Origin of the sequence: Micromonospora sp. CA-244673 (assembly GCF_050948395.1) — a bacterium.
Classification (GTDB): Bacteria; Actinomycetota; Actinomycetes; order Mycobacteriales; family Micromonosporaceae; genus Micromonospora.
The window spans coordinates 2,033,137-2,055,227 of sequence record NZ_CP192019.1; the positions used below are offsets into that span (position 1 = coordinate 2,033,137).

Annotated in this window: 21 protein-coding genes and 1 pseudogene; 9 read left to right on the forward strand and 13 right to left on the reverse strand. The window is 73.7% G+C overall.

Features of this window, described 5'->3' with window-relative positions:
• Positions 1-18 precede the first annotated feature (18 nt).
• Entirely contained in the window at positions 19-1,443 is a 1,425-nt protein-coding gene (locus ACQP12_RS09600; protein WP_433286760.1) for an ATP-binding protein, read from the forward strand.
• A gap of 49 nt (positions 1,444-1,492) precedes the next feature.
• Here the strand turns inward: ACQP12_RS09600 and ACQP12_RS09605 are convergent, their stop codons facing one another.
• The gene (locus tag ACQP12_RS09605; RefSeq protein ID WP_433289201.1) at positions 1,493-2,320 is read right to left on the reverse strand and encodes a DUF72 domain-containing protein; all 828 of its coding nucleotides are present in this window, start codon (positions 2,318-2,320) and stop codon (positions 1,493-1,495) included.
• 143 nt (positions 2,321-2,463) lie between these two features.
• Here ACQP12_RS09605 and ACQP12_RS09610 point away from each other — a divergent pair, with 143 nt between their 5' ends.
• Positions 2,464-2,901, forward strand: a complete 438-nt coding sequence (locus ACQP12_RS09610; RefSeq protein ID WP_433286763.1) for a VOC family protein — start codon at positions 2,464-2,466, stop codon at positions 2,899-2,901.
• 37 nt (positions 2,902-2,938) lie between these two features.
• On the opposite strand, the gene ACQP12_RS09615 is transcribed toward ACQP12_RS09610, so the two are convergent.
• The 4 genes and pseudogenes from ACQP12_RS09615 to ACQP12_RS09630 form a co-directional block, all read right to left on the reverse strand.
• Complete coding sequence (locus ACQP12_RS09615) at positions 2,939-3,931, reverse strand: diguanylate cyclase (RefSeq protein ID WP_433286766.1); 993 nt, start codon at positions 3,929-3,931, stop codon at positions 2,939-2,941.
• A 256-nt stretch (positions 3,932-4,187) separates the two neighbouring features.
• Entirely contained in the window at positions 4,188-4,346 is a 159-nt protein-coding gene (locus ACQP12_RS09620) for a hypothetical protein (protein ID WP_357942724.1), read from the reverse strand.
• 93 nt (positions 4,347-4,439) lie between these two features.
• Positions 4,440-4,721, reverse strand: a pseudogene (locus tag ACQP12_RS09625) (DUF421 domain-containing protein); the annotation flags it as partial.
• A gap of 18 nt (positions 4,722-4,739) precedes the next feature.
• Entirely contained in the window at positions 4,740-5,714 is a 975-nt protein-coding gene (locus ACQP12_RS09630; RefSeq protein ID WP_433289203.1) for a LysR family transcriptional regulator, read from the reverse strand.
• 76 nt (positions 5,715-5,790) lie between these two features.
• On the opposite strand from ACQP12_RS09630, the gene ACQP12_RS09635 reads away from it, so the two are divergent.
• From ACQP12_RS09635 to ACQP12_RS09655, 5 genes are all read left to right on the forward strand, one after another.
• The gene (locus ACQP12_RS09635) at positions 5,791-6,807 is read left to right on the forward strand and encodes a DMT family transporter (protein ID WP_433286768.1); all 1,017 of its coding nucleotides are present in this window, start codon (positions 5,791-5,793) and stop codon (positions 6,805-6,807) included.
• A 185-nt stretch (positions 6,808-6,992) separates the two neighbouring features.
• Positions 6,993-8,204: a low temperature requirement protein A gene (locus ACQP12_RS09640; RefSeq protein WP_433286770.1), complete on the forward strand. Its 1,212-nt coding sequence runs from the start codon at positions 6,993-6,995 to the stop codon at positions 8,202-8,204.
• 76 nt (positions 8,205-8,280) lie between these two features.
• Positions 8,281-9,837: a PP2C family protein-serine/threonine phosphatase gene (locus tag ACQP12_RS09645; protein WP_433286772.1), complete on the forward strand. Its 1,557-nt coding sequence runs from the start codon at positions 8,281-8,283 to the stop codon at positions 9,835-9,837.
• 110 nt (positions 9,838-9,947) lie between these two features.
• Positions 9,948-10,703 carry a peptidylprolyl isomerase gene (locus ACQP12_RS09650; RefSeq protein ID WP_433286774.1) on the forward strand — a complete coding sequence of 252 codons (756 nt, stop codon included), beginning with the start codon at positions 9,948-9,950 and terminating at the stop codon, positions 10,701-10,703.
• A gap of 46 nt (positions 10,704-10,749) precedes the next feature.
• A complete protein-coding gene (locus tag ACQP12_RS09655) occupies positions 10,750-11,325 on the forward strand; it encodes a hypothetical protein (protein WP_433286776.1) in 576 nt (191 codons plus the stop codon).
• A 64-nt stretch (positions 11,326-11,389) separates the two neighbouring features.
• Here ACQP12_RS09655 and ACQP12_RS09660 read toward each other — a convergent pair whose 3' ends face one another.
• Positions 11,390-11,959, reverse strand: coding sequence for a snapalysin family zinc-dependent metalloprotease (locus ACQP12_RS09660; protein WP_357942740.1), 570 nt, complete (start codon positions 11,957-11,959; stop codon positions 11,390-11,392).
• 132 nt (positions 11,960-12,091) lie between these two features.
• On the opposite strand from ACQP12_RS09660, the gene ACQP12_RS09665 reads away from it, so the two are divergent.
• Positions 12,092-13,069, forward strand: a complete 978-nt coding sequence (locus ACQP12_RS09665; protein WP_433286778.1) for a DUF2804 domain-containing protein — start codon at positions 12,092-12,094, stop codon at positions 13,067-13,069.
• Positions 13,070-13,121: 52 nt separating this feature from the next.
• Here ACQP12_RS09665 and ACQP12_RS09670 read toward each other — a convergent pair whose 3' ends face one another.
• The 5 genes from ACQP12_RS09670 to ACQP12_RS09690 all read right to left on the reverse strand — a co-directional run bounded on the left by ACQP12_RS09670 (position 13,122) and on the right by ACQP12_RS09690 (position 19,775).
• Complete coding sequence (locus ACQP12_RS09670; RefSeq protein WP_357942744.1) at positions 13,122-14,501, reverse strand: glycosyl hydrolase family 18 protein; 1,380 nt, start codon at positions 14,499-14,501, stop codon at positions 13,122-13,124.
• 175 nt (positions 14,502-14,676) lie between these two features.
• Positions 14,677-15,777: an L-dopachrome tautomerase-related protein gene (locus ACQP12_RS09675; RefSeq protein ID WP_433286780.1), complete on the reverse strand. Its 1,101-nt coding sequence runs from the start codon at positions 15,775-15,777 to the stop codon at positions 14,677-14,679.
• A 115-nt stretch (positions 15,778-15,892) separates the two neighbouring features.
• Positions 15,893-18,154, reverse strand: coding sequence for a catalase (locus ACQP12_RS09680; RefSeq protein ID WP_433286782.1), 2,262 nt, complete (start codon positions 18,152-18,154; stop codon positions 15,893-15,895).
• A 125-nt stretch (positions 18,155-18,279) separates the two neighbouring features.
• Positions 18,280-18,945: a 4'-phosphopantetheinyl transferase family protein gene (locus ACQP12_RS09685; protein ID WP_357942750.1), complete on the reverse strand. Its 666-nt coding sequence runs from the start codon at positions 18,943-18,945 to the stop codon at positions 18,280-18,282.
• The gene (locus ACQP12_RS09690; protein ID WP_433286784.1) at positions 18,942-19,775 is read right to left on the reverse strand and encodes a metallophosphoesterase family protein; all 834 of its coding nucleotides are present in this window, start codon (positions 19,773-19,775) and stop codon (positions 18,942-18,944) included. Before ACQP12_RS09690 ends, ACQP12_RS09685 begins: the two co-directional genes overlap by 4 nt.
• Positions 19,776-19,933: 158 nt before the next feature.
• Here ACQP12_RS09690 and ACQP12_RS09695 point away from each other — a divergent pair, with 158 nt between their 5' ends.
• The gene (locus tag ACQP12_RS09695; RefSeq protein WP_357942754.1) at positions 19,934-20,707 is read left to right on the forward strand and encodes a hypothetical protein; all 774 of its coding nucleotides are present in this window, start codon (positions 19,934-19,936) and stop codon (positions 20,705-20,707) included.
• On the opposite strand, the gene pip is transcribed toward ACQP12_RS09695, so the two are convergent.
• Together pip and ACQP12_RS09705 are read right to left on the reverse strand one after the other, a co-directional pair.
• Entirely contained in the window at positions 20,700-21,656 is a 957-nt protein-coding gene (pip, locus tag ACQP12_RS09700) for a prolyl aminopeptidase (protein WP_433286786.1), read from the reverse strand. The two genes, ACQP12_RS09695 and pip, sit on opposite strands and share 8 nt — an antisense overlap.
• Before the next feature lie 43 nt (positions 21,657-21,699).
• Complete coding sequence (locus ACQP12_RS09705; protein WP_357942758.1) at positions 21,700-22,074, reverse strand: hypothetical protein; 375 nt, start codon at positions 22,072-22,074, stop codon at positions 21,700-21,702.
• Between the last annotated feature and the right edge of the window lie 17 nt (positions 22,075-22,091).

The following is a 22,091-nucleotide window of genomic DNA, read 5'->3' on the forward strand; positions in this document are numbered from 1 at the left end:
GCGAACCAGGGAGGCGCAATGACCACCGAATCCGACCGGCTCACCCCCGACGAGCTGCGGCGTCTCTTCCTCTTCGAGTCGCTCACCCCGGAGCAGCTCGCCCACCTGGCCGAGCACGGCCGGGTCGAGCAGCGGCGTGCCGGCGAGGCCGTCTACGTCGAGGGCGAGCCGGCCAGCTGCTTCTACGTGCTGCTCGACGGCACCGTGACCCTGCACCGCCGGGTCCAGGGTGACGAGATCGAGATCAGCCGGACCAGCCAGCCCGGCGTCTACGGCGGCGCCATGCAGGCGTACGTGGGCGACCTGGCCGAGCAGCGCTACCAGAACAGCCTCTTCGCGGTGACCGACTGCGACGTCTTCGCGCTCCCCGCCCAGATCATCGCCGACGCGATGCGCAGCTGGTTCCCGATGGCCACCCACCTGCTGGAGGGGCTGTTCATCGGGATGCGCAACACGCAGACCATCGTCGGTGAGCGGGAGCGCCTGCTGGCCCTGGGCGCCCTCTCGGCGGGGCTCACCCACGAGCTCAACAACCCGGCGGCGGCCGCGGTGCGGGCCACCTCGGCGCTGCGCGGTCGGGTCGCGAAGATGCGGCACAAGCTCGCCATGATCGCCGATGGCCGGCTCGACGGCCGGCGCCTGCACGACCTCGTGGCGTTGCAGGAGGAGGCGGTGAAGCGGGCCGCCGCCGCACCCGCGCTCACCCCGCTGGCCGCCAGCGACGCCGAGGACGAGCTGGCCGACTGGCTCGACGAGCACGGCGTCCGGGGCGCCTGGGAGCTGGCCCCGACGTTGGTCGCCGGGGGCATCGACAGCGGCTGGTTGAGCCAGGTGGACGCCGCGGTCGGGGCCGACGACCTGGAGTCGGCCATCCACTGGATCACGTACACCATCGACACCGAACTGCTCATGGGCGAGATCGACGACGCGGTCACCCGGGTCTCCGGGCTGGTCGGCGCCGCGAAGCAGTACTCCCAGCTGGACCGGGCGCCCTACCAGACGGTCGACGTGCACGATCTGCTCGACGCCACCCTGGTCATGCTCCACGCCAAGATCCCACCCGGGGTGCGGGTGGTGAAGGAGTACGACCGGGCCCTGCCCGCCGTTCCCGCGTACGCCGCCGAGCTGAACCAGGTCTGGACCAACCTCATCGACAACGCGCTCGGCGCCATGGCCGGCACGGGCACGCTGACCATCCGGACCGGCCGCAAGGAGGACCGGCTCATCGTGGAGGTGGGCGACACCGGCGGGGGCGTCCCGCCGGAGATCCGGCCGCGCATCTTCGAGCCGTTCTTCACCACGAAGCCCGTCGGCGAGGGCACCGGCCTCGGGCTGGACATCTCCTACCGGATCGTCGTCAACAAGCACCACGGGGACATCCGGGTGCGCTCCGAGCCGGGCGACACCCGGTTCGTGGTGCTGCTGCCGCTGACCCCGGCCTGACCGGGCGCGGTCGCCGCGCGAACCGGCGTCGGCAGGGCGGCGGCTCGCCTCAGAACAGCGTCGTCGGGGCCACCGGCGCCGGCTCGGGCAGCGGCGCGACCTCGGGCAGGCGCGCCCGGACCTGGTCGTGGAAGCGGCGGGCGAGCCCGGGCGCGTCGGCGTTGTCCGGGGTGTGCACGAACAGGGTCGGCGAGCGGCCCTCGCGCAGCCAGCCGGTCACCACGTCGAGCCACGGCTGCCAGCCCTCGACCGTCCGCGCCGGGTCGTCCCGGCCGAGGTAGCGGACGATCGGCCGGTCGGTCAGCGCGTGGGTCCGCAGCGGTAGGCGCGGCTTCTTCAGCCACGCCTCCCGCTCCGCGTCGCTGGTCGGCGGGGTGCGGAAGAACGCGGTGGTGTCGAAGGGGATCCACTCCGCGCCGACCCGGGCGAGCGCGTCCTCCAGAGCGCGTACGGCGCCGGGGTCGGTGAAGAACGCGGGGTGGCGGACCTCGACGGCGTACCGGTGGGCGGTGGGCAGGCCGCGCAAAAAGCGGGTCAGCGTGGGCACGTCGCCGGGGCCGAACGAGCCCGGCAGCTGCACCCAGAGGGCGTGCGCCCGCGGGCCGAGGGGTTCGACGGCGTCGAGGAAGGCCCGCAGCTCGGCGTCGGCGCCGGTGAGCCGGCGCTCGTGCGTGACCACCTTCGGCAGCTTGGGCACGAAGCGGAAGTCTGGACCGGTCTGCCGGGCCCAGGACGCCACCGTCTCGCGAGACGGGGTGGCGTAGAAGGTGGTGTTCCCCTCGACCGCGGTGCACCACTCGGCGTAGGCGCGCAGCCGCTCGTGGGCCGGCAGCGGGTGCGCCAGGTAGCGCCCCGGCCAGGCCTTGTGCGTCCACATGGCGCAGCCCACGTGCAGGCGCATCCGACCCCTCCCACCGCTCGACGGCCCGGCGCGGCCAGGCGCGCCGCGGCAACGGTATCCGGGTCGTGCGTGCCCGGCGGATTCGACCGGGCCGCCGCCGGGCAGGAGGGACCCCGGAGGTGAGCGACGTGCGCGACGGCGAAGGTGTGCCGAGGTTGTGTCAGGTGGTGCTGGACTGCACCGACACGCGGGCGTTGGCGGAGTTCTACCGGTCGCTGCTGGGGCTGGTCTACCGGCCGGGCGACGAGCCGCCGGAAGCGGGTGACGCGGACGGGCGGGGCCCGGACTGGCTCGTGCTGAGGACTCCGCAGGGCGCCCCGCAGCTGGCCTTCCAGCGGGTCGACCGGCTGCCCGCGGCGACCTGGCCGGCGGGGGAGGTGCCGCAGCAGTTGCATCTCGACCTGACCGTGTCGTCGGTCGAGGAGCTCACCGTGCAGCACGAACGCGTCCTGCGGCTCGGCGGTCGCCTGCTGCGGGACCTGATCGACGACTCCGACGAGCCGCTGCGAGTCTACGCCGACCCGGCCGGCCACCCCTTCTGCGTCTTCGTGGGCTGAGTCGGGAAGCCCGCCCGGGCCGCCGTTTCCGGTCCGTTCAGCCGCGGCCGGTGCCGTCCGCGAGCAGCCGTCCCCTCGCCCGGCGGCGTTGCTGTTTCACCAGATAGAGCCGCTGGTCGGCGACGTGCAGCAGCCGGTCGAGGGTGTCGCCGTCGTAGGGGGCGGTGGCCGAGCCGACGCTCACGCCGGCCAGCCCGCGCAGGGCCGCCTCGATCCGGGCCGCCGTGGCCCGCGCCGATTCCCGGTCGGCGTCGGAGAGCACCACCACGAACTCGTCGCCGCCGATCCGGGCGAGGGCGTCCTCCGCCCGCAGCACGTCCTTGGTCGCCGCGACCACCCGGCGGAGCAGGTCGTCGCCGGCGGCGTGCCCGAGGCGGTCGTTCACCAGCTTGAAGTCGTCCAGGTCGAGGCAGAGCAGCGACGGGCCGGGGCGGCAGCCGGCGTGGAACAGGAACGTGGCCAGCTCGGCCAGGCCGCGCCGATTCAGCGCGCCGGTGAGCGGGTCCAGCGACGCCAGGGCGCGCAGCTGGGACCGCTGCCGGGCGAGGGCCCGGGTCTGCGTGGAGCAGACCGAGGCCAGGACCAGCATGCCGGCCAGGTAGACGAACACGTGACCGGCGGGGGCCGGCGGCCCGGCGACGGCGACGACGAGGTACGACCCGACGGTGAGCACCTCCAGCCCCACCATGAGCCGCAGGTGCGGGGTGTACCCGGCGACGAACACGGACGTGGTGACGAAGCCCAGCGCGGCCGGCGACGTCACGCCGCCGTCCCAGTACGCGCCGAGCGCCGCCATCACCAGCGTGATCATCAGGAGGGTGAACGAGACCCGGTAGCTGGACGCTTTGGTGGTCACCCGGGTGGCCGCCCACGTGCCGGCGGCACCGGCGGCCAGGCCGCAGCCGTACGCCGTGAGCATCAGCTCCCGGTTCGGGGCGCCGAGCGTCAGAAGGCAGTAGACGACGGCGACCGAGTGGGAGACGGCGTGGAGGGCCGCGCTGAGCAGGGTGCGGCGGCGGCGCTCTCTCATCCCGCCGTCCACCGTGTCCCCGACCGGGCGCCCGTGCCCGTGCGGGCACGACGTCGTTCGGCCGGCGCGATCGCGCCGACCGCCGGTGTGGACGCCACTCGGATGAGGCAGCTCACCACGTCGAAATTCAATGACCTGCGTCAACGGCAGTCAAGAGACGAGTCGTTAACCAGCCGTTCATATCACGTACGGGAGTGCCGAGGTCACCCTGGGCTGACGGCGGGCGCCGGCGCCGGTGGCGCCGACGCCCGGCCGGTCACCGCTTGGCGTGTTCCTTCGCCATCTGCGGGCGTTCTCCCTTGCCGGTACGGCGCAGCGCGTCGCGCAACTGCTGCTCGGTCATCTTGGAGTTCCCCTCGATGCCCGCGTTGTGGGCCTGCTGCCGCAACTCGTGCAACCGATCGCGGTCACCCATGTCGAGCTCCCTCCGTGGGTGGCGCGGGCGGCTCCGCGCGCCACTCCGACGTCGGCTTCCCGACCCGGCCGGGAACAAACGGCGGGCGCTCCCTCACCGGCGCCCGCCGCCGTCGCGTGTGATGACGCTGAACTGGCCCTGGCTCTCCATCCGGACCTCCTTCACGTCGGTGAGGTCCTCGACGCCCTGCTGCCGGAGCTGGGCGTACAACTCGTCCTCGGTGACCAGTTCGCGGCGCATGTTGCGGTGCAGCATGCGGCCGTCGCGTACCAGCACGAGCGACCCCGGCTGGATGATCCGGGCCACGGCGGGAAAACGGTACGCCAGCAGGTCGAGCAGGTACGCCCAGCCGATGATCACCGCGACCAGCACGAGCCGCTACACCGCCCCGGGTCACCGCCGCACCTGCTGCGGGAAGCACCCGGGTCCCGGGGAGGTCTGGGCGTTCGGCTCGGATCCGGTGCGGCCGACCGCGTTCGCCTGGTCCGCCACGGCGGTCAGGAGGGCGGTCAGCGCGGGAGCGGGTGGGGTGTCCCGGGTAACCGCGACCAGGCGGCGCCTGATCGCGACTTCGGCGACGTCGCGGATCGCGACGGCGGGGTCGCTGGCGGGCAGGGTCAGGGCCGGCATCAGGGCGACCGCGGCTCCGGCGCGGACGAGTTCGAGTTGGATGTCGGCATCGTTGGCGCGGTGCCGTACGTCCGGTTCGTAGCCGCCCAGGGACCGGCAGGTCCCAACGACCATGGCGTGGTGACCGGTGCCCTCGGCGGAGGTGGCCCAGACCTCGGACCGCAGCTCGGCGACCGGGACGGGGCCTCCCGCCCGGGCCAGCGGATGCGCTGCCGGCAACACGATCTTCAGCGGCTCCTCCAGCAGGACCGTGAAACGCAGCCCGGCCGGGCGCGGTCGGGGATGGCCGTCGTACTCGTCGCCGATGACCAGGTCGACCGCGCCCAGGCGCAGGCCGGGCAGGGACTGTTCGAGTTCGAGCTCGAAGATCTTTACGCGGACCTGGGGGTGATCGGCTCGCAGCCGGGCCAGGGCCGGGACCAGCAGGCGGCGGGCCGCGGATTGCAGGCCGCCGGCGCGGACGGTGCCCCGGATGTCGCCGGTCAGCGCGGCCAGGTCGGCTTCCGCTGCTTCGGCCGCCGACAGCAGCACGCGCGCGTGCTGGGCCAGCAGGTGGCCGGCGTCGGTGAGTCGTACGCCCCGGCCGGCCTTGTCGAACAGCTGGGCGCCGACCTCCTTCTCCAGGATGGCGAGCTGCTGGGAGACCGTGGAGGGGCTGTAGCCCAGCGCCGCGGCGACCGCGGCGAGGGTGCCGCGCTCCTCGAACTCCCGCAGGAACCGCAGCCGTCGAAGATCCAACACGGTGGGAATCCTAACGAGTTGACTCCGGGAATCATCGCTGGACCTGACGGTTGCGGTCGCTGATCGTTGAGCCATGGGTCCAGCACTGTGCCTCCTGTCCGCCGCGGGGTTCGGCGCCATGGCGATCTTCGGCAAGCTCGCCTACGACGCCGGCGTCTCACCCAGCACGCTGCTGCTGGTGCGCTTCACCCTGGCCGCCGCACTGCTGGGGACGGTCCTGCTCCTGCGGCCGGGCCTTCGCCGCGCGGAATCGGGCCAGCACCGCGGCGAAGCGGACAGCCGGCCGGCGATGACGCGCCGCCGCGTGCTGGCCACCGCCATCGGGCTGGGCGCCATCGGCTACGCCACGCAGGCGAGCCTGTTCTTCACCGCGCTGGAGCTGATGGACGCCTCGCTGCTGGCCCTGATCCTCTACACCTACCCGGTCCTGGTCACGGTGGCGGCGGTGCTGCTGGGCCGCGACCGGCTCACCCCGCGACGGGGTGCCGCGCTGGTGGCCGCCTCGGGCGGCACGCTGCTGGTCCTGCTCGGCGCCGGGGGCGTGAGCTTCCACCCGCTCGGGGCGCTGCTGGCCTTCGCCTCCGCGATCACCTACACGCTCTACATCCTGGTCGCCGACACCGTCGTGCACCGGCTGGCGCCGGTGGTGTTGTCCGCCCTGGTGATGACCGGCGCCGCCGGCACCCTCGGCGCCCGCGCCCTGCTCACCGGCGGCGTCGACCTCGACTTCGGGGCGTCGGGATGGTTCTGGCTCGCCTGCATCGCCGTGGTTTCCACCGTGGTGGCGATGCTGGCCTTCTTCGCCGGGCTGAAGCGGACCGGCCCGTCGACCGCCGCCATCCTGTCCACCTTCGAGCCCGTGGTCACCGCCGCCCTGGCCGCCCTCGTCCTCGGCGAAACCCTGACCCCGGTGCAGCTCGCCGGCGGCGCCCTGGTGCTGTCCTCCGTCGCCGTCCTCCAACTCCGGCGCACCCGATCACGCACCGCGGCTCAACCCCTTGAGGCGCCTGACCGAGCTCACCCGAAGAGCCGTCAGGTGCCGGAGCCGGTCGGCGGCGGCCGTGCCGAACCGACTGCGGTGGCGCCGTAGACCGACGGCGCTGCTCGCGCCCGGCGCGGTCACCGGGGCAGCGGCCGGGCGAACGTCCGGCGCCGCGGGCGGGCCCGGACGGCGCGCCCCGGACGCTCCCGCCGAACCCACCCGTCGGCGTCCCTGCGGGTGGCGGGCGTCGATCCGGCCGGTGGACGGGCCCGGTCCGGGCGACGATGAGCCGCATGGGAATTCGGGCAGGGGGCGGGCAGGACCTGCTGGAACGGCGCGAGGACGTGCGGCAGGCCAACTTCCTGGAGCTCTTCGTCGACCTGGTGCTGGTGTTCGCCCTGTCGGGCGTGGTGCGACGCGTGGTCCGCGACATCACCGCCGAGGATCCGGTCGTCCGGTGGCGGTCGCTGACCTACCTGCTGGTGCTGGCGATGCCGCTGATCTGGTTGTGGATCACCACAGCGCACATCACCAGCTGGTTCGACCCCCGGCGCCGCAAGATCCAGTGGCTGGTGCTGGCCAGCGCCTTCGGCCTGCTGGTCATGGCGGCGTCCCTGCCGGCCGCCTTCATCGGCCGCGGCTGGGCCTTCGTGCTGCCGTACGTGCTCCTGCTCTGCGGCCGGCCGCTCGTGCTCCTGCCGAGCCTGCGGGGCCACCCGCTCGGCCGGCTCTACCTGCGCTCGCTGCTCTGGTGCGGCGGCACGGCGGTGCTCTGGGTCGCCGGCGCGCTCGCCAGCGGCGGCGCCCGGGCCGCGCTGTGGGGGGTCGCGGTGACCGTGGACATCGTCGCCGCGCAGCTCCGGTGGCCGGTGCCGGGAATGGCGCGCCCGCCGATCAGCGCCTGGGCCATGGACAGCGGCCACCACCTGCCGGAGCGCTACCAGCAGCTGCTGTTGATCGCCCTCGGCGAGACCGTCCTCGCCGTCGGCGTCACCTTCACCGACCGGTCGATCGGCCCGGACACCGGGGCCACGCTGGCGGTCGCGTACGTCTCGACGGTGCTCATGTGGCGCATCTACTTCTACCGCTCCGGCCAGGTTCTCGCCGAGGCGGTGGCCGCGTCCGGGGACCGGCTGACCGCCGGCCGTGCCACCGGTGTCGCGCACATCGTCATGGTGATCGGGATCGTGGCCACGGCCGTCGGCTTCGAGGTCGTCATGGAGCATCCCGTCGGGCGGCCCGAGGCGGTCTGGCTGGCCGTGATCCTCGGTGGCCCGGCCTTCTTCCTGTACGGGCGCATCCGGCTGGAGCGGGTGGTGTTCGACCGGCTCTCGATCCGGCGGGTCGTGGCCATCGCCGCCCTGGCGGTCGCCGCGGTGCCCCTGTACCTCGCCGCGCCGCTGGCCGCCGCGGTCGTGGCCCTGCTGGTCCTGCTGGGCGTCGCCGTCGCCGACGCCCGCCACGCGGCCGGCCGCCCGCCGGAGCAGCCGTCCCCGGCCCACTGACGCACCGGCGGCCCGCTATCCGGATCGACCGGTTTCACGATCCGCCGCGAGTGCCGGAGCTGACTAGGCTGCCGGCATGGCAGACGAGGCCGTGCGCGCGCCCGCCGAGCCGATGCCCCCGTCGACCGCCGACCCGGTGGTGGCGGCGGTCCGGCAGGTGCTGGCGACGATCCCGGTGGGCTGCACCTGGCTGCGGCCGGTGCGGGCACCGGACGGCGCGGTGGTCGACTTCCTGGTGGCCGCCGTCAGCGTCCAGGGGCGCGACGTCCACGGCCGGGGCGCCGGGCGGGTCGGCCAACCGCTCAGCACGCTCTATCCCGGCATGGTCGCCGGTCCGCTGTGGCGGGCGTACCACGAGGTGTTGGCCACCGGGGAGCCCGCCCACCTGCCCGACTTCCGGTACGCCGGCCGCGGCGCGGGCGTCGTCACCGACTCCGTCTTCGACGTGAGCGTGCACCGGGTGCTGGGCGGCCTGCTGGTGTGGTGGCAGCGGCTGGACGAGCACCGGCTCCGGCTGGCCCGCACCGAGCTGCTGGGCAGCCTCGGCTGGGCGGAGTACGACCTGGTCACCGGCCGCAGCGAGTGGTCACCGGGGATGTACCGCATCTTCGAGCGGGATCCGGCGCTGGGGCCGATGTCCCGGGCCGACCAGGGCGCCGCGCTCCTTCCCGCCGACCAGGGCCTGCGCGAGGCCGCCTGGCAGACGCTGGACAGCGGCGCGGCCTCGGACGTCACGGTGCGGTTCCACGCGGGCGGGACCGTCAAGCACCTGCGGATCCTGTCGGACGTGGCCCGCGACGAGGGCGGCGCGCCGGTGAAGGTCTACGCGGTGGTCCAGGACGTGACCGCCCGGGAGGACTCGCGGAGCGCCATCGAGCAGCTCCGCGACCAGCTGCGGACCCGGGAGACGACCGCGCTGGCCGAGCACCGCCTCGCCGGCCAGCTCCAGAACCTCATCCAACCGGTGCCCCGCGAGCCGGTCACCCTGGCCGGCCTGGAGGTGCTGGTCGGCTACCTGCCCGCGGAGCGGGCGCTGCGGGTCGGTGGCGACTGGTACCACGCCGAGACGCTGCCGGACGGGTCGGTCCTGCTGGCGGTCGGCGACGTGGCCGGGCACGGGCTGGAGGCGGCCAGCGGCATGGCCCACCTGCGCTTCGCGTTGGTCGCCTGGCTGTCGATCGGCATCCGCGACCCGGCGGTGCTGCTCGGGCACATGAACCGGCTCTGCGGCCAGCTGGCGATCACCGCCACCGCGGTGCTCGCGGTCTTCGACCCGGCGACCCGGCACCTGACGTGGGCGCGGGCCGGGCATCCGCTGCCGTTGCTGTCCCGGGCGGGCGCGACCGGCGACCTCGGCCGGCCCGCCGGGATGCTGCTGGGCGCCGACCTCGCCACCCGCTACCCGGTGGTCACCACCGAGCTGTGCGGTGACGACGTGCTGCTGCTCTACACCGACGGGCTGACGGAACGCCGCGTGGGCAACCCCGAGGACCGGTTGGCGGAGGTCCGTGCCGCCCTGGCGGCGCTCTCCGGCCGGCCGGGGGCACGACCCCTGGCCCGGCTGCGCGACGCCCTGCACCGGCCCAGCCCGGACGACGACACCTGCACCCTGGCCGTCCGCGTGCTGCCCTGACCGTCGACGGAGGTCGCACCGCGCGGCGCGGCGTCGACCGTCATCGACATCCGGCCACCGCCTCCATAGACTCCGGTCTTTCTGGTACCACGAGTCCAGGGAGGACCCACGTGTCGAGCGAAACCCGACCGCACGCCGCACCGCCACTGCTGGCCCGTCTCGCCGGGGTGGCGGTGATCTCCGCCGCGCTGGTCGCCACCGGTGGCGTCGCCGCCTCCGCGGCGCCCGCCCAGCCGGGGCCCACGAAGGGCCCGTGCGCGTACACGCCGACGCCGGACGAGCCGGCCGCCCGGCCGGTGCCGCTGCCGCCGGACCCCCGCCGCACGCCCGACCGGGGCACGGTCCGGATCACCCTGCGGACCAACCAGGGACCGATCGGGCTGACCCTCGACCGCGAGCAGGCCCCGTGCACCGTGCAGAGCTTCCTGCACCTGGCCCGGCACCGGTTCTACGACCGGACGCACTGCCACCGGCTCACCGCGTACCCGACGCTGAAGGTGCTCCAGTGCGGTGACCCGTCCGGCACGGGCGAGGGCGGGCCGGGCTACCGGTACGCCGACGAGCTGCCCACGGACCTGCCGCCGGCGCCGACCGACCCGACCGGGGTCCGCCGCCTCTACGCCCGGGGCACCCTGGCCATGGCCAACGCCGGCCCGGACACCAACGGCAGCCAGTTCTTCCTGGTCCAGTCCGACTCGGCGCTGCGCCCCAACTACACCGTCTTCGGCACGATCGACGCGGCCGGACTGGCCACTCTGGACCGGATCGCGGCCGGCGGGATCGCCGCCACGCCCGAGGACCCGGCGCCGGTCGACGGCGCGCCGGCGCTGCCCGTGGAGATCTGCAAGGCCACCCGGGGCCGCTGACCCCCGCACCCGGCGGGGTGGAGCCCACCGCCCCGCCGGGTACCCGGTGGCGTCGACCCGCGTCGACCCGGCGGGCCCGAGCGCGACCCCGTCCGCGGCCGGGCCGTCGGAGTCGCCGGAGCAGCCGGACAACAACGCCGTGACGGCGCGCTACTTCAGCGACATGTCCTCGGTCTGCGACGGCAGCGCGATCCCCAACGCCGCGCCGTACACCCCCGGCTCCCGGGCCAAGGCCTACACGTTCGCGAACTCGCCCGACCGGCCCTCGTACTGGTCCTACAAGTCGGTCAGCTCCACCAAGCCGTACTACAGCAAGAGTGCCGACTTCGCGTCGGTCGCGGTGGTCGGCTGCCTGAAGGTCGTCGAGGGCAGCGAGGGCACGCCCAAGAAGTGCGACTACAAGAGCGACGGGAAGGTCGTCACGGACTCCTACATCTCCTCGCGCTACGAGCTGACGTTCTACGCGGCGAAGACCGGCGAGAAGATCGGCGACGGCGGCGCGGTGAGCGCGCCGGCGAACCGTTGCCCGAGTTTCATCTCGTACAACAAGGTCACCATGAAGTCGTACGCCGCGCCGGACAGCGGCACCATCGAGGCGGCGCTGGACCGGTTCCTGTCCTGAGCCGGGACCGCCCGGCCGGGTCGGCGTCGCCGCCACCCCGGCCGGGCGTCCTCGTTTCCACCGGTCAGCGCTGGGCGCCCGCCGTGACGGGGGCCGGCCAGCTGCCGGTGAAGACCTGCGGCGTCGTCGCGCTGCGCGCGGCGGCGAAGCCGAACAGCTGGTCGACCCGGGCGGCCTCGGTGGTGCTCGGGTACGGGTTGGTGCAGCTGGTGCCGGCGCTGCCGCCGGACATCAGGATGGCGCAGTTGCCGTTGTAGTTGTCGGGCAGGCCGAGGATGTGCCCGATCTCGTGGGTCATGATGCGCAGCGGCGAGTACTGCTGCGCCTGGTAGTAGTCGATCACGACGCGGCCGTTGCCGAGGCTCGTGCGCTGGGCGTACGAGCCGCCGCCGTAGGTGTAGTAGATCATCAGGTTCGAGCCGCACTGCGCCATGTTGATGTTGTTCGTGCGGTTGTTCCAGATCGAGGCGGCCTGGACGGCGTAGCTGGCGAACGGCCCGGCCTGGCTGGTGTTGTAGCAGACGTTGCGGACGGCCGCGGAGGCCGGCGCCGCGTCGACGGTGACGGCGCCCAGCGTCGCCAGCGCCGCGGTGGCGACGGTGGCGAGGAATCGGGTGACCTTGGGCAGACGCATCGCTCACTCTCCTTGTGGGACGGGGTCGAGCGGGGACCGGCACAGCCTATATATCGCCCTGTGTCGATATCAAGCATCGACGGAAATCACTTCCTCGGAGCGCCCGCCCGCCGGAGCCGGTAGCCTGCGTCGATGACGCACGAGCGGGAGATCACCGAGCCGGTCGACCTGTGCCGGCCGGACGGGCGGTTGAACCCGGCGGCGGTCGGCTGGAGCCGCCGGCCGCTGCACCGGGCGAACCTGCGCGGCTGGGGGCGGGCCAAGCGCTGGGAGCACTGGGGCGTCGTCACACCGACGCACATCCTCGGCCTTGTCGCGTCGTCGCTGGACTACGCCGGCGTGCACAGCCTCTACCTGCTCGACCGCCGCACCGGGATCGAGCGGTCCACCGAGGCCGTCGTCCCGCTGGCCCGCGGCGCGGTGCTCCCGCCGGTCAGCGGCGCCGGCGCGGTGCTGGCCCGCGGCGGCGGCCTGGTCGTCCAGGTCGACCAGCGACCCGACGGCAGCACCATCCGCGCCACCGCGCCCGGCGTGGAGGTGGACCTGGTGGCGCCCCTGCCGCCGGGGCACGAGTCGCTGGGCGTGGTGGTGCCGTGGAGCACCCGCCGGTTCCAGTACACCCACAAGGACATCGGCCGGCCGGTGCGCGGGACGCTCCGGGTGGACGGCACGGCGTACCCGGTCGGCACGGAGTCGTTCGCGGCGCTCGACCACGGGCGCGGCAAGTGGCGGTACGCGGTGAGCTGGAACTGGGCCGCCGGCAGCGGACCGGGCCGGGCCATCCAGCTCGGTGGCAAGTGGACCGACGGGACGGGCGCGACCGAGAACGCGGTCTTCCTCGACGGGCGGCTGCACAAGATCGGCGCGGACCTGACCTGGAGCTACGACCGCGCCGACTGGCTGCGGCCGTGGCGCGTCACCGGCGACCGGGTGGACGTGACGTTCCACCCGTTCCACGAGCGCGTGGCGCGCACCAACCTCGGCGTGCTGGCCGGGGAGACCCACCAGTGCTTCGGGCACTTCTCCGGGTGGGCCGCCACGGACGACGGCGAGCGGGTGGACCTCGACGGCCTGGTCGGCTGGGCGGAGGAGGCCCGCAACCGCTGGTGACGGCGGATCCCCGCCGCGCCCGGGCCGGCGCGGCGGGGATCACGGCCGGTGCTCAGACCGGCAGCCGCCAGACCTGGTTGGCCCCGCCGAAGCAGTCCCAGATCTGCAGCCGGGTGCCGTTGGCGGAGCTGTTGTCGGTGGCGTCCAGGCACTTGTTCGACTGCGGGTTGCGCAGGGTGCCGTTGGACTGCGCCTGCCAGACCTGGGCGCCGCTGCCGTTGCAGTCCCAGAGCTGCACCTTCGCCCCGTTGGCCGTGGAGCCGCTGGCCACGTCGGCGCACTTGCCCAGCGCCCGCAGGGTGCCGTCGCCCGCCACCGTCCAGCTCTGCGCGCCCGTGCCGTTGCAGGTGTAGAGCTGGATCGCCGTGCCGTTGGCGGTGCCGGCCGCGGCGACGTCGACGCACTTGCCGCCGATGCCGGTGATCGGGCCGGTTCGCCCGCTCGGCGGCGGGGTGCCGCCGCCCATGACGGTGTCGTAGATCGCGCTGACCAGCGACGTGGAGCCCGTGGTGTCCTGGGACAGCTCCCAGTTCATCATGCCGCCGGCGTTGGCCAGCGCCCACTGGGTCTTGCGCTTCACGGTCGGCACCCCGTTGTAGCACTGCTGCGCGCCGCTCACCGTGGTGCAGTCGCGGTTGGCGTTGGCCGGGTCCATGCCGACCAGGGCCGAATAGGTGTAGTAGCCGGGCCGGCTGTAGAACGGCACGCCGAGCACCGCCTTGGCGGCGGGCAGGCCGCGCGACTTCCACAGGTTGACGCTGTTGACCGACCAGTCGTAGTTGGCGTGCGGGCTGCCGCCGTCGTACGCCATGATGTTCAGCCAGTCGACGGACCCGAAGACCGCCGGGGGCACGCCGTCGACGTAGTAGCCCTCGGAGACCACGGCGGCGGTGAGCAGCTTGCCGCGGCTGTGCAGGGCGCTGCCGAGCTGCTGCATGAGCGCCGTGTAGTTGGTGGCCGAGGCGCCCGGGTCGGGGTACTCCCAGTCGATGTCGACGCCGTCGAGGTTGTACTGGTTGACGAAGTTGACCACGTTGGTGACGAACGCGCCGCGGGCGCCGGAGTTCGCGGCGAGCGCCTCGAACGCGGAGTCGTTGCCGTCGTTCCAGCCGCCGATCGCGATCGACACCTTGACGTTGCTGGCGTGCCCGAGCGACACCAGCGAGGAGAGCTTGCTCGGGTTCTCCACGGGGCGCAGGCTGCCGTCGTTGTTGGGCAGCACGAACGCGTAGTTGATGTGGGTGAGCTTGCCGTACTGGATGCTGTTGACGCTGCCGCTCCAGGACGGCATGTAGCCGACGCTCTTGAAGTTGTTCGGCAGGACGACGGCCTCGGCGGCGGTCGGGGCCAGCGCGAGCGTCGCGGTGGCGGTGGCGAGCGCGAGCAGGCCGGCGGCCACGGGGGAGCGGCGGCGGGGGCGCGGTGCGGACATCGAGGGGCCTTCCCGGTGCAGGGGGCGCCGCAGCGCCCGGCCGGCGCTGGTCGGGGCCGGCGCGGCCGGGCGGTACGGGTCGGACGGGGGACGGTGTTCCTCGAGGTGGACCAAATATTAAAGAGTATTAACTAAGCCGTCAACGATGTCCTTCGATGAATCCGGGCGGGGGTGGTCAGCGCAGGCGGACCGGTCCGGCGTCGATGCGGACGCGGAACAGGGCGTAAGGCTTGCGCCGCAGGTCGGCGCCGCACTGGTACTTCGCCTGCCGGTGCAGCTGGTTGGCGGTGACGTAGAGGTAGCCGTCGGCGGCCACCGACATCGTGTCGGGCCAGAGCAGCCGGGGGTCGTGCACCACGGTCTCGAACTCGCCGTCCGGCCGTCGGCGCAGCACGGCGTTGTGCTCGTAGGAGGTCAGGTAGAACGCACCGGAGTCGTCGGTCTCCAGGCCGTCGGAACCGCCGCCCTTGTCGCCCTCGTCCACGACCGTGGCCGCCACCTGCTCCTCGCGCAGCGTCCGGTCGGCCAGGGCATCGGTTGCCACGCTGTACCAGCGGCGCGAGGCGAGCGGGCAGTAGTGCAGCCGGGAGCCGTCGGCGGAGATGGCGATGCCGTCCGAGCCCATGGCGACCGGCTTCGGCGGCCCGTCGGCCGGGCGCTCCAGGAACGGCCGTCCCTCCACGACCGGCCGGAACGAGTCCAGCGGCTCCGCCTTCGTGGACGGGTGGTCGTGCAGCCGCCGCCACGACGCGCCGGTGGCCAGGTCCACCACGACGATGCCGTTCGGCCCGGAGTCGGAGGAGTCGGTGAGGTAGGCGAGGCCGGCATCGCCGCGGCGCAGGTCGAAGCGCACGTCGTTGAGGTACGTGGTGGGCAGCGCCACGTCGGTCGGGAAGGTGATGACCTGCCCGACGGTGTCGGTGTCCAGGTCGACCCGGACCAGCTTCGGGCCGCCCGGCTTCGTCGGCTGGAACATCGGGCTGCCGGTGTCGACCACCCAGAGCCGCTCCGCCGGGTCCACCACGATGCTCTGCACCGAGACGAAGGCGTGCGCGTCGTCGTCCCCGGACGGGCTGTTCCAGGCCTCGTCCGGGAAGGGCGCCTCCCGGCCGTCGCGCAGCTCGACGACGGTCGCCGGCACCTCGTCCCCCCACTGCGGGAAGTTCACGAAGACCCGGCCGGTGTGCGACACGCTGACCCCGGTCGGCATCGGCCCGGTGAAGGTGTGCACGAGTTCCAGGTCGCCGACCGGCTCGCCGCCCATGGGTCCGTTCATCCGCCGCTCCTGACTGTGAGGCCCCGGCCTTCCCGCCCAACCGGGGCGCAAACACCGGTGGCCCACACGGCCGAAGGGGCGGCCCCCGTCCGGGGGCCGCCCCTTCGGCGTCGGCTCAGGAGACCGAGGCGGGGAACCGCTCCCAGACCCGGTGCGCCGCCATCAGCTGCTGCACCGCGCCGAAGACCTCGGCGGCGGAGTCGCCGGTGACCACACCGGGCGTGCCCGCCACGCCGGCCTGGCGCAGCACCTCGGCCCCGGCACCCCAGGCGCCGATCGCCTTGGCGTGCCGCCAGGCCTCCTCGACCAGCAGCAGCACCCGCGGGTCGACGGTGGTGGAGCCGGCCGCGCCCGCCTTGGCGTCCCGGGCGGGCAGCGCGTCCGGCGCGGGCGCCGGTGCCCCGGCCAGCAGGACCGCGTCGAACTCCACGGACCGGCCGGTGGCGAAGGTGCGCTGCACCGGCAGGTCGCCGACCGTGCCGCCGTGCGCGGCGACCAGCAGCGGCACCATGCCGGCGGCGAACACCGCCCGCCGAACCTGGCTCACCCCGTCGAGGTCGCTGTCCGCGTCCACCACGATGCCCACCATCCGGCCGTCCGCCGGCCACTCCCGGCCGACCTGCGACAGGGCCGGGCTCGGCTGCACCTCGGCCAGCGGCACGGTCGGCTTCGGCACCGGCAGGCCCAGGCCGGTGGCGACCTGCTCGCACAGCACCGGGTCAATGTTGGCCAGGCACTGGAGCTGGCGCTCCTTGATCGCCTGGTGGTAGCACTTGCCCAGCTCGAAGGTGTACGCCCGGATGATGTGTTCCTTCTCCACCGGCGACATGCTCAGCCAGAACAGCCGTACCTGGCTGTAGTGGTCGTCGAACGAGGCCGGGGCCGCCCGTACCTTCGGGGCCTCCGCGACCGTGACCGGCGTGTCGACGAACGCGTTCTCGCGGTCGCCGGCCGGGAAGGGATTGCCGCCGTCGAGCGAGTTCGGCCGGTAGGGCGCCACGCCCGCGTGCACCGCGTGCTGGTGGAAGCCGTCCCGGAGCATGTCGTTGACCTCGGCGTGCGGCCGGTTGATCGGGATCTGGGTGAAGTTCGGCCCGCCGAGGCGGGTGAGCTGCGTGTCGAGGTACGAGAAGAGCCGGCCCTGCAACAGCGGGTCGTTGGTGACGTCGATGCCCGGCGGCAGGTGCCCGAGGTGGAAGGCGACCTGCTCGGTCTCGGCGAAGAAGTTCCGCGGCGTCCGGTTGAGGGTGAGCCGGCCGACCGGCTGCACCGGCGCCAGTTCCTCCGGCACGATCTTCGTGGGGTCGAGCAGGTCGATCCCGGCGAAGGTCTCCTCCGGGGTGTCCGGGAAGACCTGGATGCCCAGCTCCCACTCCGGGTACGCGCCCGCCTCGATGGCGTCGTAGAGGTCGCGGCGGTGGAAGTCCGGGTCGATACCGCCGATCAGCTGCGCCTCCTCCCAGGTCAGGGAGTGCACGCCCAGCTTCGGCTTCCAGTGGAACTTGACCAGCACCGTGGCCCCGGCCTCGTTGACCAGCCGGAACGTGTGGACGCCGAAGCCCTCCATGGTCCGGTACGAGCGGGGGATGCCCCGGTCGGACATGTTCCACATGGTGTGGTGCTGCGCCTCGGTGTGCAGGGAGACGAAGTCCCAGAAGGTGTCGTGCGCGCTCTGCGCCTGCGGGATCTCCCGGTCCGGGTGCGGCTTGCCGGCGTGGATGATGTCCGGGAACTTGATCGCGTCCTGGATGAAGAACACCGGCATGTTGTTGGCGACCAGGTCGAAGGTGCCCTCGTCGGTGTAGAACTTGGTCGCGAAGCCGCGGGTGTCGCGGACCGTGTCCGCCGACCCGCGCGAGCCGAGCACCGTGGAAAAGCGGACGAAGACCGGGGTCTCCGTGCCCTTCTTCAGGAAGCCCGCCCGGGTGACCTCCTCGGCGGTGCCGTAGGCGACGAAGACGCCGTGCGCACCGGCGCCGCGCGCGTGCACCACCCGCTCCGGGATGCGCTCGTGGTCGAAGTGGGTGATCTTCTCGCGCAGGTGGTGGTCCTGGAGCAGCACCGGGCCGCGCGGGCCGGCCTTGAGCGAGTGGTCCGTGTCGCGGAGCCGGGCCCCGTTGGCGGTGGTGAGGTAGGCGCCCTGCTGCCCCTTCGCGATCTTCGGGACGCCGGTCTCCGCGCCGGTCGGGGTGCGCGTGTCCGGGGCGCCCTGTTCCTCCTTCGGCGGCAACGGACCGTGCGGCGTCGTCGGCTCCTCGACGGACGGTGGGGCGCTGCCCGGCGCGCCGGGCACGTCCGGGGTCAGCACGTCGGTGACCTTCTCCGTGGCGGCCTCCACGACATCCTTGACGACCTTGGCGGGCTTGCTGGAATCCATCGGGGCCTGTCCTCCGTGGGGGGAAAATGACCGGGCCCTCACGGCCCTACCCTTGGCCGGACCGGGCAAACCCGGATCACCCGGGCGGGTGGGAGTCGTCACGCCGGGCCGGCGGCGCCACCGGGTCAGGGCTGCCGAGGCACGGCCACGGCCGTGACCACCAGCCCGCCGGCGACCAGCCAGCGGCCGTGCAGCGCGGCCAGCGGCGGGCCGCCGTCGGCGCGGGTGCCGTCGACCAGCACCCGGGCCGTGAAGCGCCCCGCGGCCGGGTCGACGGACAGTTCGGCGTCCTCGAAACCGAGCCAGCGCCCGGTCAGCGGGTACCACGCCTTGTAGACGGATTCCTTGGCGCTGAACAGCAGCCGGTCCCAGTGCACGGCCGGGTGGGCGGCGCGCAGCCGGGCCAGCGTGGCCGGCTCGCCGGCCGTGGTGACCACCTGGGTCACGCCGTCGGGCAGCGGCTCGTGGGGTTCGGCGTCGATGCCGAGCCCGGCCAGCGCGGTGTCCGGGGCGACCGCCGCGGCCCGGTAGCCGTCGCAGTGGGTGATGCTGCCGACCACGCCCGCCGGCCACCGCGGCTCCCGCCCCGGGCCGGGGCGGATCGGCGCCGGGGCGTACCCGAGGCGGGCCAGGGCCTCCCGGGCGCAGCGGCGGGCCGTGACGAACTCGCGGCGGCGGGCCTCCACGGCCCGGGCGAGGAGGTCCTCCTCACCGGGCCAGGTGGCCTCGCCGGGGATGTCGGCGAACGCCTCGACGGCGACCGCCGGCGGCGGGAGCAGGGCCTCGATCACGCGGCGCCGCCGAGGACGCGCCGCATCGGGCGGGGCTCGCCACCCCGCCGGCCCCACTCGCGCGGATAGCCCAGCGACACCTCCTCGAAGCGCACCCCGTCGTAGTGGGTGGTGCGGGGGATGTGCAGATGCCCGTAGACCGCCACGGCGGCGCGGTGCCGCAGGTGCCAGTCGGCGGTGCGGTCGGTGCCGCACCACTGGGCGAACTCCGGGTACCAGAGCACGTCGGTGGGCTGGCGGACCAGCGGCCAGTGGTTCACCAGCACGGTCGGCAGCGCCGGGTCGACGGCGGCCAGCCGCCGCTCGGTCTCGGCGACGCGCTCCCAGCACCAGGACTCCCGGTCCGGGTGCGGGTCGGGGTGCAGCAGCATCTCGTCGGTGCACACCACCCCCGCCGCGTACGCCGCGCGCAGCGACTCCTCCTTCGAGCTGGTGCCGGGAGCCCGGAACGAGTAGTCGTAGAGCAGGAACAGCGGCGCCACGGTGACCCGCCCACCCTCGCCGTGCCACACCGGATAGTCGTCCTCGGGGGTGAGCACGCCCAGGCCGCGGCACATCCCCACCAGCGCGTCGTAGCGGGCCCGGCCGCGCAGGGTCACCGGGTCGGCCGGATGGGTCCACAGCTCGTGGTTGCCGGGCACCCAGACGACCCGGGCGAACCGGTCACGGAGCTGCCGCAACGTCCGCTCGACGTCCGCGAACACCTCGCCCACGTCGCCGGCCACGAGCAGCCAGTCGTCCGCCGACTCCGGCCGCAGGCCGTCCACGACGGTGCGGTTCTCGGCGTACGACACATGGAGGTCACTGACCGCGAACAGCGCACCCGTCACCCCGCCGATCTTGCCAGCGCCGCTGGCGGATCGGTAGGCGCGGACTTGAGGGCTGTCGGGGGTCCGACGCAGAATGGCGGGCATCGGTGTCGCGACCCCGGCGGCGGCGCAGGGCCGCACGGGCTGAAACGTCGACTCTTCACGAAAGGGGCGACGGCATGCACCCGATGCTGCGCCGGCTCGACGACCTCGCCGCCCATCTCGCCACCCGGCCGGACACCGTGGCCCTGCTCGGCCTCGGCTCGGCCGGTGCCGACCACGACCGGCTCGACGACCACTCCGACCTGGACTTCTTCCTCGTCGTCGCCGACGGCGCGGTGGGCCGCTACGTCGACTCGACCGACTGGCTGGCGGCACCCTGCCCGGTGGCGTACAGCTTCGCCAACGAGCGCAACGGCCGCAAGGCGCGCTACGCCGACGGGATCTTCGTGGAGTACGCCGTCTTCACCGTTGCCGAGCTGGCCCGGTTGCCGTTCACCGGCGCCCGGGTGGTCTGGCAGCGCCCCGACGCCCCGGCCGGGCTGGCCGACAGCGGTGCGCCGCCGCGCCCCGCCACGCCGTACGACACCGTGGAGTTCCACCTCAACGAGGCGCTCACCAACCTCTACGTCGGCCTGCACCGCGAGCTGCGCGGGGAACGGCTCACCGCCGCGCGGTTCATCCAGTCGTACGCGGTGGACCGGGTGCTCGCCCTGCTGCGGCTCGCCGAGCCGTCGGCGGCGCACCGGCGGGACCCGTTCGACCCGAGCCGCCGGGTCGAGCAGGCGTACCCGCCGGAGGTGCTGCCGCTGGCCGCCATGGTCCCCGGCTACCGGCACAACGCGGCGGCCGCCCGGGCCACGCTCGACTGGCTGGCGGCCCGGTTCCCGGTCGACCCGGCCGTCGGCGAGCCGATCCGGGCGCTGCTGGCGGACGCGGGGCCGGTCAGCTGAGCAGGTCGGCGAACCGGTCGGTGGCGCGGAGCAGCTCCCGGGCGATGCCCGGCTCGGCGGCCGAGTGGCCCGCGTCGGGCACGATCCGCAGCTCGGCCTCCGGCCAGCGCCGGGCCAGGTCGTACGCGGACACCGGCGGGCAGCACAGGTCGTAGCGGCCGTTGATGATCACGGCGGGCAGATGGCGGATCCGGTCCACGCCGTCGAGCAGTTGCGTCTCGGTGAGGAAGCCGCCGTGCACGGCGTAGTGGGAGAGGATCCGCGCGATCGGCAGCGCCTGCTCCTCGGCGGTGAAGTGGGCGAGCACCCCCGGGTCGGGGCGCAGCGAGGAGTTGACCGCCTCCCAGCGCCCCCAGGCGACGGCGCAGGCCCGGGCCTGCGCCTCGTCCGGCCCGTGCAGCCGCCGGTGGTACGCCGCCAGCACGTCGTCCCGCTCGGCGGCGGGGATCGGGGCGACGAACCGCTCCCACTCGTCGGGCTGGAGGTGGCGCAGGCCGCCCTGGTAGAACCAGTCCCGCTCGCTGCGCCGCAGCAGCAGCACCCCGCGCAGGACCAGCCCGGTGACGCGCTCCGGATGGGTCTGGGCGTACGCCAGGCCGAGGGTGACCCCCCACGACCCGCCGAACACCAGCCAGGAGTCGATCCCGAGCCGTTCCCGGATCGTCTCCAGGTCGGCCACGAGGTGCCAGGTGGTGTTGCCCCGCAGCTCACCGAACGGGGTGCTGCGCCCCGCGCCGCGCTGGTCGAACAGCACGGCGCGGTAGCGCAGCGGATCGAAGAACCGCCGCGCCGCCGGCACCAGCCCGCCGCCCGGCCCGCCGTGCAGGAAGACCACGGGTACGCCGTCCGGCCGGCCCACCTCCTCCACGTGGAGTTCGTGGCCGTCGCCGACGGCGATCCGGTGGGTGGCGTACGGCTCGACGGGCGGGTACAGGCGTGGCTCGGTCATGCCGGACCATCCTGCCCGCTCGGTGCGGGCCGTGCGGGGGCGGTCAGCAGGCGACGCTGCTGCCGAGGTTGTCGAGCAGGGCGTCGGCGACCCAGCCGGACACCCCGGTCGTGCTGTCCCTCAGGTAGGTCCAGGTATAGGTGGTGTGCCCGTTCGCGCTGACCCGGTCGCCGTTGGTGTAGCAGTGGAAGTCGACGCTGTGGCTGAGCTGGCCGTAGCCGAGCGAGCCGCAGGTCGTGTGCGGGCCGGTACGGATGTTGACGTTGGTGGCGTTGAAGAGCGAGCCCAACTTGGTGTCGATGTTGGAGTGCCCGTGGCTGCACGTCGCGCTCGCCGGGCCCGCCGCGCTCACCACCGCCACCCCGGTGCAGCCCAGCGTCAGCGCGACCGCCGCCGCCATCGAGGAAGTCTTCCGCATGTCGATCAACCCCCGAA